13 protein-coding genes are annotated in these 12,881 nt (G+C 65.0%); 4 read left to right on the top strand and 9 right to left on the bottom strand.

Going from position 1 to position 12,881, the window contains the following annotated elements; translation table 11 throughout:
* Window positions 1-86: 86 nt before the first annotated feature.
* Window positions 87-503 carry an MGMT family protein gene (locus AC1DJB_RS02005; RefSeq protein WP_306964314.1) on the bottom strand — a complete coding sequence of 139 codons (417 nt, stop codon included), beginning with the start codon at window positions 501-503 and terminating at the stop codon, window positions 87-89.
* Window positions 504-591: 88 nt separating this feature from the next.
* Between AC1DJB_RS02005 and AC1DJB_RS02000 the strand changes: the two genes are divergently transcribed.
* The 4 genes from AC1DJB_RS02000 (at window position 592) to AC1DJB_RS01985 (ending at window position 4,132) form a co-directional block, all read left to right on the top strand.
* Complete coding sequence (locus AC1DJB_RS02000) at window positions 592-1,302, top strand: 3'-5' exonuclease (protein WP_059387510.1); 711 nt, start codon at window positions 592-594, stop codon at window positions 1,300-1,302.
* Window positions 1,303-1,658: 356 nt separating this feature from the next.
* Window positions 1,659-2,612, top strand: a complete 954-nt coding sequence (locus AC1DJB_RS01995; protein WP_284751584.1) for an ABC transporter substrate-binding protein — start codon at window positions 1,659-1,661, stop codon at window positions 2,610-2,612.
* Between the two features lie 12 nt (window positions 2,613-2,624).
* Window positions 2,625-3,398 carry an amino acid ABC transporter permease gene (locus AC1DJB_RS01990; protein WP_059387509.1) on the top strand — a complete coding sequence of 258 codons (774 nt, stop codon included), beginning with the start codon at window positions 2,625-2,627 and terminating at the stop codon, window positions 3,396-3,398.
* On the top strand, window positions 3,395-4,132 hold the full coding sequence (locus AC1DJB_RS01985) for an amino acid ABC transporter ATP-binding protein (protein WP_306964309.1): 738 nt from the start codon (window positions 3,395-3,397) through the stop codon (window positions 4,130-4,132). Before AC1DJB_RS01990 ends, AC1DJB_RS01985 begins: the two co-directional genes overlap by 4 nt.
* A gap of 87 nt (window positions 4,133-4,219) precedes the next feature.
* Here AC1DJB_RS01985 and AC1DJB_RS01980 read toward each other — a convergent pair whose 3' ends face one another.
* From AC1DJB_RS01980 to hemQ, 8 genes are all read right to left on the bottom strand, one after another.
* Window positions 4,220-5,530 (bottom strand): glycoside hydrolase family 3 N-terminal domain-containing protein, encoded by a 1,311-nt coding sequence (locus tag AC1DJB_RS01980; RefSeq protein ID WP_441432510.1) that lies wholly within the window; start codon window positions 5,528-5,530, stop codon window positions 4,220-4,222.
* A 66-nt stretch (window positions 5,531-5,596) separates the two neighbouring features.
* Window positions 5,597-6,916: a glutamate-1-semialdehyde 2,1-aminomutase gene (gene hemL, locus AC1DJB_RS01975; RefSeq protein WP_307055315.1), complete on the bottom strand. Its 1,320-nt coding sequence runs from the start codon at window positions 6,914-6,916 to the stop codon at window positions 5,597-5,599.
* Between the two features lie 52 nt (window positions 6,917-6,968).
* The gene (locus AC1DJB_RS01970) at window positions 6,969-8,045 is read right to left on the bottom strand and encodes an LLM class flavin-dependent oxidoreductase (RefSeq protein ID WP_441432511.1); all 1,077 of its coding nucleotides are present in this window, start codon (window positions 8,043-8,045) and stop codon (window positions 6,969-6,971) included.
* The gene (hemB, locus tag AC1DJB_RS01965) at window positions 8,045-9,025 is read right to left on the bottom strand and encodes a porphobilinogen synthase (protein WP_306964303.1); all 981 of its coding nucleotides are present in this window, start codon (window positions 9,023-9,025) and stop codon (window positions 8,045-8,047) included. The genes AC1DJB_RS01970 and hemB overlap by 1 nt, the downstream gene beginning before the upstream one ends.
* Window positions 9,022-9,912 (bottom strand): uroporphyrinogen-III synthase, encoded by an 891-nt coding sequence (locus tag AC1DJB_RS01960; RefSeq protein WP_284991491.1) that lies wholly within the window; start codon window positions 9,910-9,912, stop codon window positions 9,022-9,024. Before AC1DJB_RS01960 ends, hemB begins: the two co-directional genes overlap by 4 nt.
* Window positions 9,913-9,931: 19 nt before the next feature.
* Complete coding sequence (gene hemC, locus AC1DJB_RS01955) at window positions 9,932-10,918, bottom strand: hydroxymethylbilane synthase (RefSeq protein WP_441432512.1); 987 nt, start codon at window positions 10,916-10,918, stop codon at window positions 9,932-9,934.
* Complete coding sequence (locus AC1DJB_RS01950) at window positions 10,915-12,090, bottom strand: ferrochelatase (RefSeq protein WP_284991564.1); 1,176 nt, start codon at window positions 12,088-12,090, stop codon at window positions 10,915-10,917. The genes hemC and AC1DJB_RS01950 overlap by 4 nt, the downstream gene beginning before the upstream one ends.
* 65 nt (window positions 12,091-12,155) lie before the next feature.
* Window positions 12,156-12,857 carry a hydrogen peroxide-dependent heme synthase gene (hemQ, locus tag AC1DJB_RS01945; protein WP_059387506.1) on the bottom strand — a complete coding sequence of 234 codons (702 nt, stop codon included), beginning with the start codon at window positions 12,855-12,857 and terminating at the stop codon, window positions 12,156-12,158.
* Window positions 12,858-12,881 lie beyond the last annotated feature (24 nt).

Genomic DNA, 12,881 nt, shown 5'->3' with positions numbered 1-12,881 from the left:
TTGCCGCGATGGTGCTTGTCGCGATTGTGCCTGCCGTGGCGCCGTCGTTGCTTCCTGCGTTGTTGCTTGAGGTGTCGGTGTTGGACTCACACGGTCATTTCATCATCGGGTACCGACAATTTATGGAGCTGACGCTCGAGTTGCTCAGAGATCGCATCGATACTGTCGAAGTCACGGTCCGTCGGGGCCCACCGGGCGAGGGTCAGGTCAACGCGCCAGCGGCCTTCGCCGATCCGCAGATACTCCGCGTAGGCGCCGTGCAGCGGCGTTCCCTCGTCCAAGTAGTGGTGCAGCGCTTCCGACTCAAGGCCTGGGGGCGCCTCGCCACTGGCACGCAGTACGCGCCACCAAGCCACGGTGCTTCCGTGGTGGCTCATGACCGATCCGATCTGCCGGGGACCGCCCGAGCCCAGAAGCTCGGCAACATCCCCATAGGACACGGCAACGCCGGGCGGCATGAGATCCACGACGGCCAGCACCGCCGTCACAAACTCCATCCGCATGCCCCCAGCCTATCGGCATGGGCCGCCGGATCGGCGCAGAAGGAGTGTCGCTCCGGTTCTTGTCGGAGGGCGCCGGTAGCGTTGAAGCATGAGCTCCTGGAATACCCTCCCCCGCGCCGCGTTCGACCTTGAGACCACGGGACGGAACTCCCGTTCCGCGAGGATCGTCACCGCTTCGATCACCGTAGTGGACGACGACGGCGGCGTCATCAAGGAACTCGAATGGTTGGCGGATCCTGGTATCGAGATTCCCTTGGAGGCGAGCGAGATCCACGGCATCACCACGGAAAAGGCGAGGGCCGAGGGCCGACCGGCAGCAGAAGTGACGCGCGAAGTTGCCGCCGCACTCCAGGAACTGTTCGACGACGGCGTGCCGGTCATTGCGTTCAACGCGAGCTATGACTTCACGGTCTTGGCCGCCGAATCCGCCCGCTACGGCGTGCCGCAACTGAGCCGTTTCCCCGTGCTTGACCCCTACGTCATGAACAAGCAGGTCGACCGGTACCGCAAGGGCAAGCGGACCCTGACCGCTTTGTGCGAGGAATACGGGGTGAACCTCGATAACGCCCATACCTCCGCTGCGGACGCCCTCGCCACCTTGCGCGTCCTTGATGCCATGGCCGGCAAGTTCCCGAAGCTGCAAATGCCCGCCTCCAAGCTGCATCACCTCCAGGTTGATTGGGCAGCCGCACAGGCCGCCGATTTCCAGAGCTACCTGCGCAAGACCAAACCAACGGCAGTCATCGAAGGCAATTGGCCGGTTCTTCCCCCGGAAGATGCCAGCCGCGGAGACTTCTAAGGCTTCCGGATTTTCAAAACGCCCGTCCACGTACCGGACGCTTTTCCGGCGTCCGCATGATGGGACGCACGTCACATCGCTGTTGCTGCCTGAAAGCCAGCTGGACGTCAGTCACGAATTCCCCACGATACCCGAGTGACGCGGCACCTCAAGGGCACTTTCAACACTTCGCTGAATTTAATTCGGAGTTTCCGGGAATCGCACGCCTTATCGTCGTCAATTTATGGCTGAATGAGTGGATGACATAATTAAGTTTGGCGGGTCGAGTTCTGATATTGCGGCCCAAGCCTGCTTTGGCTGCGTTCCCCGCCCGTCTCGATACGAACGCGTGTTCCCCGATGAAAGTGATTTGCTTGATGAAAATCAAAGCCCTGAAGTGGTTCTCTGCTGTCCCTGTGGCTGCAGTTCTCGCCGTCTCCCTGGCCGCCTGCGGTGGCGGAGCGGGCAGCACCAGCAGCGCCTCGCCGACCGACGCCCTCCAAGGCAGCGACCAGAAGACGCTGGACAAGTACACCACCAAGGACGTCACTCCGGTGGACAAGATCGACAAGTCCAAGCTGGGCCTGATCACCGACGGCACCCTGCGCGTCGGCACGCTCTCGGACGCCCCGCCGAACATCTTCATCGATCCCTCAGGCAAGTTCACCGGCTATGACAACGAACTCCTGCGCGCCGTCGGCGCCAAGCTGGGCCTCAAGGTCGAGTTCGCCTCCACTGACTTCTCGGCGCTGCTCTCCCAGGTCAAGAACAAGCAGTTCGACGTCGGATCCTCCTCGATCTCCACCACGGACAAGCGCCGCGAGACCGTCGGCTTCACCAATGGTTACGACTTCGGCTACATGGCCGTCGTGACCAAGACCGACTCCAAGGTCAAGGGCTTCGCGGACCTCAAGTCCGACGTGCGCATCGGCGTCGTCCAGGGCACCGTCCAGGACGACTACGTCACCAACACGCTCAAGCTTGAGCCCGTCCGTTTCCCGGACTACAACACGGTTTACGCCAACGTAAAGAGCGGCCAGGTTGACGCTTGGGTCGCCCCGTCGCAGCAGGCAACCGGCCAGGTCAAGGACGGCGACAACACGAAGATCGCCGAAAAGGTCGTCAACACCCAGAACTTCACTGCCTGGGCCGTGAACAAGGACAACCAGCCCCTGATCGACGCCCTCAACTCCGGCCTTGACGCCGTGATCGCAGACGGTACCTGGACCAAGCTGACGGCCGAGTGGTACAAGGACCGCCCGACCCAGGCGGAGCAGACCCCTCAGGGCTGGAAGCCGGGCAGCAAGGCCGTCCAGATCCCGGCCAAGTAACCCAGGCGTTCCATGGATCTCCAGGAAATCCTCAAGCAACTCGGTGAGACCTTCCTCGATTGGAAGGCGATAGGCGAAGTCATCCCCAAGATGTTCGCCGTCGGCTTGCCGAATACCATTGTCTTGGCCGTCACCTCGGGCGTGATCGGAACTGTGCTCGGCATGGCGCTCGCCTTGATGGGGATCTCCCGGAACCCCGTGGCCCGGTGGATAGCCCGCATATACACCGACGTCCTTCGTGGGCTGCCGCCCGTCCTCACCATCCTCGTGATCGGCCTCGGCTTCGGCCCCATCATCCGTCAGCTGAGCGGCTCCACGAGCCCGTATCCGTTGGCCGTCGCGGCGCTGTCCCTGATGTCGGCGGCGTACATCGGCGAGATCTTCCGTTCCGGTATCCAGAGTGTTGACAAGGGTCAGCTAGAGGCAACACGCGCCCTGGGGTTCGGCTACGGCCCTGCCATGCGGCTTGTGGTGGTTCCCCAGGGCGTCCGGCGGGTCCTGCCGGCGCTGGTCAACCAATTCATTGCGTTGATCAAGGAGTCGTCGTTGGTCTTCCTCCTTGGCTTGCTCGCCTCAGAGCGCGAGATCTTCCAGATTGGCAAGGATGCGGCCTCCACGAGCGGAAATCTGTCGCCCTATGTAGCGGCAGCAATCTTCTACCTGGCGCTGACCATTCCATTGACGCACTTCGTGAACTGGATTGACCGCCGTCTCAGGACAGGACGGCCGGAAAAGAAGGAACCGGACGAGGCAGCCGCCGTCGTCGGGAAGGGAGCCCAGGCATGAGCGAATTCGCTTCAGGAACACTGACGGCCAAGAACATCCACTTGTCCTTCGGGTCGAACCATGTCCTGCGCGGCATCGACCTGCACGTCGAGAAGGGCACCACGGCTTCCGTGATCGGCCCTTCCGGCTCAGGGAAATCCACGCTCCTGCGCGTTATGAACCGGCTCATCGAACCCGAGCAGGGCGACATTTTGCTCGATGGCCGTTCGGTACTCAAGGACAACCCGGATGAACTGCGCCGGCGGATCGGCATGGTCTTCCAGCAGTTCAACCTGTTCCCGCACAAAACGGTGGCGGAGAACGTCTCCTTGGCCTTGCGGAAGCTCCGTGGCATGTCCAAGGAGCAGGCACGGGAAGACGCCTTGGCCCAACTGGACCTCGTAGGGCTCAAGCACAAAGCCGACGTCCGGCCAGCCAACCTCTCCGGCGGACAACAGCAGCGAGTGGCCATTGCCCGCGCGCTTGCCATGAAGCCCGAGGTGATGTTCTTCGACGAGGCAACATCGGCCCTGGACCCTGAACTGGTCAAAGGCGTGCTCGCGCTCATGACCGATCTGGCCAAGGGCGGCATGACCATGGTGGTGGTAACCCATGAGATGGGCTTCTCAAGGAACGTCTCCGACACCGTGACGTTCATGGACGCAGGCGTCGTCGTAGAGACGGGTTCGCCGGAACAACTCTTCACCGAGCCGCGGACCGAGCGCCTGAAGGGCTTCCTTTCGGACGTGCTCTAGGCCTTAGCAACGGGGAATCCCCGGCTTTCGGACGAAACACCCCTCGTGGTGAGCCGTCCGAAAGCCGGGGATTTTTCGTGGCCGGAGCTACTTCCCGGCCTTCACCTGAAGGACAGTCAAGGCCGCGGCATCCACTGAGTCGCGGAATCCAGGATCGGTCTGCGCCCGTTGCAGCACCTGGGCATACATCGCCGGAACTGAAGCAGTGTCCGCGCACAGAACCATGGTGCCGCCCGCCCCGATGAAATTCGTTGCCCTGTCCCCCATGCTCCAGGGCGACAGCTGCACGGCATTGCACAGATCATCGGACACGATGACGCCGGTGAATGCTGCGTCCGTCCGCAACATGGTGCGCATGATCACCGATGAAAACGGCGCCACATGGTCGGGATCGATCTTGTCGTAGTAGGCGTTCGAAATCATGACCCACCGGAGTCCCCGGTCGATCGCTGCCTTGAACGGCATCAGGTAGGGATCCGTCCGGGTGGTTTCGGTGTCGTGGACGTTCGCGCTGACGTCGGTGTTCAGGCTGACGCGCCCCATTCCCGGAAAATGCTTGACCACCGGCGCCACCCCTGCGTCCCGCAATCCGTCCGCCATCGCGTTCCCATGCTCGGACACCGCCGCCGGATTGAAGCCGTATTCGCGCTTGAACGCCCCAATGGGCTTATTCGAGGGTGCAAATTCGGGGCTTGGCACCGTATCCAGTACGGGTGCCAAATCAACATTCACTCCGGCCTGCAAAAGTTGGGACCCCCAGTTCCGGGCGTCGGCGCGAAGTTGTTCCGGGCTCGAATTCCCTTGGTCCAAGGCCGCGGGAATAGGCAGGAACCCGGGTCCCCGGAGCACTTGAACGGAGCCGCCCTCCTGGTCCGTCGCGACGGACAGCGGCAACCCACGGCTTGCAGCCGGCGAAATGGCCGCCCTCAGCTTTGCCACAACTGATGCCGTCGCCGCGACGCCAGCCTGGCTTCGTCCGGCCAGATAGATATTGCCCACGTGGTTGTTCAGGAGGTCAGCCACCGCGCTCGAATCGCTTCCGTCGGCCTTGGCCGCCACCATGAACAACTGCCCTACCCTTTGTTCCAGGGTCAGGCCCGCGAGCCGCTGTTCCGGCGTCGGGTGTGGAGGCGGCGGCAAGTCAGTGGGCCCGGCAGGAGTAGCAGAAGCAGGCGGCGATCCCGCGGGCGGCGAGCTGGAAAAACCAGGCGTCGGGACGGCCTGTGGGGCGGTTGGCGTGGCGGGCGGGTCCCCGGCCGCCACCAAACCGCCGTCAGCGGTATCGGCATGCGCAATTCCGGCGAATGCCCCGGCCATCAGGGCGAAAAAGATGAACAGTGGAATTCTGGACGGCTTGAGCAGATGAATCATCGCCTTGTCGATTCGATCGTTGCCCACAGCCTGCTCCCCGGCCGGCAGTGGGCGCAAGGAACAGGCTGCAAAGCATCGGAAAAGCGCCGTAGGTCAGGCAGCGGCCTCCGCGGCCGCCTTGGCCGCAGCGGGAAGGGCGTCGAAAATCCGGTTCATCGCGGCATCGTCGTGGGCAGCGGAAAGGAACCACGCCTCGAAGACCGACGGCGGCAGGTAGACACCGGAGTCCAGCATGGAGTGGAAGAACGGTGCGTAGCGGAAGACGTCCTGGGCCTGGGCGTCGGCATAGTTGTGGACTCCGTTGGCCGACGTACCGAAGGCCACCGAGAAAAGGTTCCCTGCGCGCTGGATCGAGTGGTCCACGCCTGCGGTGTCCAGCGCCGATGAGAGTGCCGCCGAGAGTTCCAGCGAGCGGGCATCCACGAAGCTGTAGACCTCCGGCGTCGCGAGCGTCAGGGTGGCGACGCCGGCGGCCATTGCCACAGGGTTCCCGGACAAGGTTCCTGCCTGGTACACCGGGCCAAGGGGCGCAAGGTAATCCATGACGTCGGCACGTCCGCCGAGCGCCGCCGTCGGCATCCCGCCGCCGATGACTTTGCCGAAGGTCAGCAGGTCCGGCGTCCAGCCTTCCTGGCGGCCTGTGAGGCCCCAGTAGCCCGCGTAGCCGGTGCGGAAGCCGGTGAGCACTTCGTCCAGGATCAACAGCGCGCCGTGTTCGCGGGTGATGCGGGACAGGCCTGCGTTGAAGCCGTCGTTCGGCGTGACCACGCCCATGTTGGCGGGAGCGGCTTCGGTGATGACGGCAGCGATGTTGTTGCCGTGCGCAGCAAAAGCGGCTTCCACCGCACCGAGGTCGTTGTACGGCAGGACGAGGGTTTCAGCGGCGGCAGCTTCGGTGACACCGGCTGAACCGGGCAGAGCCATGGTCGCAAGGCCCGAGCCAGCCGCGGCGAGCAGCCCATCGAGGTGACCGTGGTAGCAGCCGGCGAACTTGACGATCAGGTTGCGGCCAGTGAACCCACGGGCCAAGCGAACGGCGGTCATGGTGGCCTCGGTGCCCGTGGACACCATGCGGATGCGTTCGACGGCGGAGACGCGTTCCTTGACGATCGCGGCGAGGTTTGCCTCATCGGGCGTCGAGGCACCAAAGGACAAACCGCGGTCGACGGCGGCATGGACGGCGTCGAGGACTGCCGGATGTGCGTGACCCAGGAGCGCCGGACCCCATGAGCAGACGAGATCGACGTATTCGCGGCCATCTGCGTCGGTGAGGTAGGGACCCTTCGCCGAAACCATGAACTTCGGGGTGCCGCCGACGGAGCCGAAGGCGCGCACCGGAGAGTTGACGCCGCCGGGCATCAGGGATCGGGCGCGGTCGAACAGCTGGTCGGAGACAGGGGTGTTTGAAGTCATGGTGTCCATTCTTTCAGGGATTCGAGACGGTTCAGGCACCGAAAAAGTGGGCTCAGGCGTCGGCAAGCTGCTCGGCCACCAGTGGGGCCACCACAGTGCCGAAGAGTTCGATGCAACGCATCATGGATTCGTGGGGCAGGGTTCCGTTGCTGTATTTGAGGTCGAAACGGTCAACGCCGAGGTTCCGCTTCAGCAGGACGATCTTCCGGGCGACCGTTTCCGGGGAACCGACATACAGGGCTCCTTCGGGTCCGCACATGGCGTCGAACTCGCCCCGGCTTGCCGGTCCCCAGCCGCGTTCCGCGCCGATGCGGTTTCGCTGGGCCAGCCAATGCGGGAAGAGTTCCTCCCGGGCTTGCTCGTCGGTTGGGGCAACATAGCCAGGCGAGTGCGTGGCAATTTGCTGCATGGGGTGCCCGTATTTTTCCATTGCCTCGCGGTAGAGCTCCACGAGCGGGGCAAAGCGGCGCGGTTCCCCGCCGATGATGGCGAAAATGATGGGGTAGCCGTATTGCGCGCAGCGCAACACTGATTCTGGAGTACCGCCCACACCGATCCACGTTGGCAGCAAGTGGTGTTCCAGCGGCGGAAAGACGCTCATTCCGTTCACGTTCGGCCGGGTGCGGCCTTCCCAATGCACCGGCTTCTGCGCCCGGACCTTGTCGAAGAGTTCCAGCTTCTCCTCGAACAGGACTTCGTAGTCGGCCAGATCCAGGCCGAACAGCGGGAACGATTCCACGAACGAGCCGCGGCCCAGCATCACCTCCGCACGACCATTGGAGAGCGCGTCAACGGTGGAGAAGCGCTGGAAGACCCTGATGGGGTCGTCGGAGCTGAGCACGGTGACGGCCGAACCGAGCTTGATCTGCGATGTCCGGGCTGCCGCGGCCGCGAGGAAAACTTCGGGCGCCGAGACGGCGAAGTCGCGCCGGTGGTGCTCCCCCACCCCAAAGGCGTGAAGCCCGACGGCGTCTGCCAGCTCCGCTTCCGCCAGCAGCTCCCGCAAGACCTGGGCATGCTGTTTCGGGTTGCCGTCGGCGTCCACCCCGGCGTCACCGAAAGTATTCAGCCCGAGGAGGATCTCCGCGGCTCCGACAGGGGCCGTGGAAGTGGAAGCGGTATCGGTCATCAGGACTCCTTAAGCCAGCCGGCAAGTTCGGAGGCCCAGTACGTCAGCACCATGTCGGCGCCGGCCCGCTTGATGCCGAGCACGGATTCTGTGATGGCGCCGCGGCGATCGATCCAGCCGTTCGCGGCGGCCGCTTCGATCATGGCGTATTCACCGGAGATTTGGTAGGCCGCCACGGGTACCGGGCTCATGGCTGCGACGTCGGCGAGGATGTCCAGGTAGCTCATGGCCGGCTTGACCATCACCATGTCAGCGCCTTCTTCGAGGTCGAGTTCCACCTCGATGATGGCTTCCCGGCGGTTGGCGGCATCCATCTGGTAGGTCCGGCGGTCACCCTTGAGCTGTGAGTCCACGGCTTCGCGGAAGGGGCCATAGAAAGCGGAGGCGTACTTCGCCGCGTAGGCCAGGAGCGCGGTGTTCTGATGTCCGGCCTCTTCAAGGGCCTGGCGAATCACGGCGATCTGGCCATCCATCATCCCGGACGGCCCTAGGACGTGGGCACCGGCGTCGGCCTGCGCTACTGCCATTTGGGCGTAGATTTCGAGGGTGGCGTCGTTGTCCACGTAGCCGTTGGCGTCCAGGACACCGCAGTGGCCGTGATCGGTGAATTCGTCGAGGCATACATCGCCCATGACCACCAGGTCATCGCCGACTTCTGCGCGGACGTCGCGGATGGCCTTGTTCAGCACGCCGTCGGGATCCAGGGAAGCTGTGCCGCGGGCATCGCGGACTGCCGGAACACCGAACAGCATGATTCCGCTGACACCCAATTCCACGGCTTCGGCAGCGGCGCGTTTGAGCGAGCCCGTGGTGTGCTGCACGACGCCGGGCATGGAACTGATCGGAGCCGGTTCGCTGAGTCCTTCGCGAATGAAGGCGGGCAGGATGAGGTCGGCGGGAGCCAGCCGGTGTTCGGCGGTCATCCGGCGCATGGCGGGGGTGGTGCGGAGCCGGCGGGGCCGGTGGTTTGGAAAGCTCAACTTTCGTTCCCTTCGGTGTCGAATACGGTGCGTAGGGCGGCCACGATGCCGGCGGGTGTGGGTTCCTTGGCGGTTGCCGCGACCGGGATGCCGAGGGCGGCCGCCTCTGCCGCCGTCGAGCGCCCGATCGCAATGAAGCGGCAATCCCGCAGCGGCGCCAATGAGGCGTGGATGCGGCGGGCAGCGCTGGGTGAAGCGGCGACGACGGCGTGGAGCCGTCCGCCGGAAAGCTCGGCCTTCGCGGCTTCCGGGGTGAGCTCCGGCGCCCCGGCCCCGCCCGCGTGCCAGCCGTTCGCTGCTGCCAAGGCGGCAGTCAGCCGGCGTTCGGGGGCCGCAGGGTAGTCCACGGTGTGGTAGGCCGTCACTGCCTGGACCGAGGCCCCCTTGGCTTCGATACCGTCCAACAACATCGCGTCGGCAATGTCCGCTTGGGGCAACAGAACGTTGGCCGGGCCTGTCGGCCAGGCGGAGACGAGTCCTGCGGCCGACTGGACGTCCTCCGGCGCGAGGTCCACCGGAATGCCTTCCGCCTCGAGGACCCGCCTGCTCGACGGACCGATCGTCGCGATCCGGACGGACTCCGGAATCAGCTCCTTCAGCTCCAAGCGCCGCTCTGCTGCCTTTTCCTTCAGGGCGCGCACAGTGGTGATGCTGCTGACCACCAGCCAGCTGTACGCTCCCGCACGGAGGGCGTCCAAGGCGACCTCAAGGGAATGCTGGTCGCGGGCACGCTCGAAGTCGATCAACGGCAACAGGAGCGGCTCCGCGCCGGCTTCGCGCAGGGCGCTGACCAGCGGGGCGGCACGATCCGGGCTGCGCGTCACAAGAATCCGGGCGCCTTCAAGGACCCGGGCCTCTCCCGACTTCACCGCGCTGTGCCGTCCCATGGTCTCCTGTTGGCTCCGGTTATCGGGAAGCTGCAAGATCTGTGATGTCCGCGGCACCCGCGGCAAGCAGGAGCTCGGCGACTTCGATTCCCAGCAACGTGGCGCCCACCTCAGTGAGCCCGTCCGTGGCTTTTTTCTCACGCACCGACTTACTCCCGTCCACAGCGCAGACGACCGCTTCCAGGTAGAGCATGCTGCCCTTGCGGTAAGCGTAGGCGCCCACGGGCGCAGCACAGCCGGCTTCGAGGCGGGCCAGGACGGCCCGCTCCGCAGTGACGGCAAGCCGGGTGTCTTCGTCGTTGAGCGCGGCCAGGGCCTGGGCGAGTGCCCCCTGGGAACCTTCACCGGAGCCGGACTGCCCGGGTGCGTCGGCCGTGCGGCACTCGATCGCGAGTGAACCCTGTCCGGGGGCAGGAAGCATGATGTCGGTCTCAAAGAACTCCGTCACGACGTCGAGCCTGCTGATCCGTTCCAGTCCCGCGGAGGCGAGGACGACGGCGTCGAGGTCGCCGGGTGCGTCTTCTGCATTCCCGGCGAGCCCCGGAACACGGCCCAGCCGGGTGTCCACGTTGCCGCGGATGTCCACGACGTCGAGATCCGGGCGGGCGGCGCGCAACTGGGCAGCGCGGCGCGGCGATCCGGTGCCGACCCTTGCGCCTGCTGGAAGATCCACCAGTTTGAGCCCGTCACGGGCGCACAAGGCGTCCCTGACGTCGACGCGCTTGGGCGTTGCGGCGATGGTGAGTCCGAGTGCCGCACCCGTGGGGAGATCCTTCAAGGAGTGAACAGCAACGTCGCACGCGTTCTCCAACAGCGCGTCGCGAAGCGCGGCGACGAACACCCCGGTGCCGCCCATCTGGGACAGGGAACCCGTCCGGACATCGCCTTCGGTCTTGATGCGCACCAGTTCAACGGGAAAGCCACCGACGGCGGCCAGCTGGTCCGCGGCCTGCTGGCTCTGGGTGAGCGCGAGTTTGCTCGCGCGGGTACCGATCCGAACGGTCATTTCGCGCTTTCTCCTGCGGGGTAGGCATCGTGTCCGGTGCCGACTGTGGTGTCCGCACCCGCAATCGTGGGCTTCTCTCCGCGGAAGTTGGCGCAGCAGCCCGGACGGCAGATGTCGTACCACGGGCCCAGCCCGGTCATGGCGGGGCGATCGGCGATGTTGTTGGCCACCGTCCGCTCGCAAATGAGGTCCACCAGGCCGGAAACGAACTTGCGGTGGGTTCCAGGCGTGGGAACCCGTGTTGCGGCGAGCCCGAGGTTCTTGCACGTTTCCAGGGCCTCGGTGTCGAGGTCCCAGGCCACTTCCATGTGGTCGGAGACGAAGCCAAGGGGTACGATCACGACGCCCTTGATCCCTTGGCCAGCCAGTTCCTCGATGGCATCGTTGATGTCCGGCTCAAGCCACGGAACGTGCGGGGCGCCCGAGCGGGACTGGTACACCAAGGACCACGGCGCGGTGAGCCCGGATTCGGATTCAACCCGCCGGACAACTTCGGCGCCGGCAGCCAGGTGCTGTGCCACGTAGGCCGAGTCCTGCTCGAAGTCGCGGGGCTCGCCGTCCGAACGTCCGGCGGCCTCGGCGTCACGGGTCGGAATGGAGTGCGTCGCGAACAGGATGTGCACCGGCGCGCCCTGGAGGCCGTCCGCTGCCAGTTTCTCCTGGACCTCAGCAAGTCCTGCAGCCGTTCCTTCCACGAAGGGCTCGACGAAACCTGGGTGGTCGAAGTACTGGCGTACCTTGTCCACTTCGAGTTTGCCGTCGAGGCCGGTCTCGGTCAGCGCGATGCCGATGTCCTCGCGGTACTGGCGGCAGCTGGAGTAACAGGAGTAGGCGCTCGTGGTGACCATCAGCAGCTTGCGGTGGCCGGCGTCGTAGGCTTCCTGGAGCGTTTGCGGGATGTAGGGGTCCCAGTTGCGGTTGCCCCACAGCACGGGCAGGCTGATGCCGCGCGATGCCAACTCCGCTTCGAGGGCGGCCTTGAGGTTCCTGTTTTGCTGGTTGATGGGGCTGATGCCACCAAAAGCGCGGTAGTGGTGGGACACCTCTTCGAGGCGCTCATCCGGGATGCCGCGGCCACGGGTCACATTGCGAAGGAAGGGAATGACGTCGTCCTGGCCTTCCGGCCCGCCGAAGGAGGCGAGGAGGACGGCGTCGTACTCTTTGGGAGCCATGCGTCCGGCCTCGGTGACGTCATTGACCTCGGTGAGGCTGGCCGGGCCCGCGGAGTGGCGGCCGCTCACGCGAGGACCTCGGCGATCTCCGCGGCGGTGATGCGGCGGCCGGTGTAGAACGGGATTTCCTCGCGGACGTGGTTGCGGGCGTCGGTGGCCCTCAGGTGGCGCATGAGGTCCACCAGGTCAACGAGTTCGGGTGCTTCCAGGCCGAGGATCCACTCCCAGTCGCCCAAGGCGAAGGAGGACACGGTGTTGGAGATGACCTGGGGGAAGTCGCGGCCCAGCATGCCGTGATCGCGCAGCATCTTTCCACGCTCTTCGGCCGGCAGGATGTACCACTCGTAGGAGCGGACGAAGGGGTAGACGCACAGCCAGGTGCTGGGCTCGACGCCGCGGGCGTAGGCCGGAACGTGGTTCTTGGCGAATTCGGCTTCGCGGTGGACGCCCATGGCGGACCAGACGATCTCGGTGCCTGCGAAGAGCGCGCTGCGGCGGATGTCGCGGACGGCCTGCTGCAGGGCCTCAGGCTTGGCGCCGTGGAGCCACACCATGATGTCGGCGTCAGAGCGCATGGCGGAGACGTCGTAGCTTCCGCGGAGGACCACGCCGTCCTCGGCGAGCTTGGCAGCCAGCTGCTCGAAATCCTGCACAGCGTCGGCGCTGCGCAGGACATCGCCCGACCGCTTGAACACGGTCCACAGCGTAAAGAACTGCTCTTCGGATTCGGCAGTTTTAGTGACAGATTCGGCAGAAGTGTGGCTCATGGTACAAGTCTGCCCCGTCGATGC

The organism is Arthrobacter sp. 01T428 (genome assembly GCF_056398685.1).
This window is presented reverse-complemented; position numbering and strand designations above follow the sequence as displayed.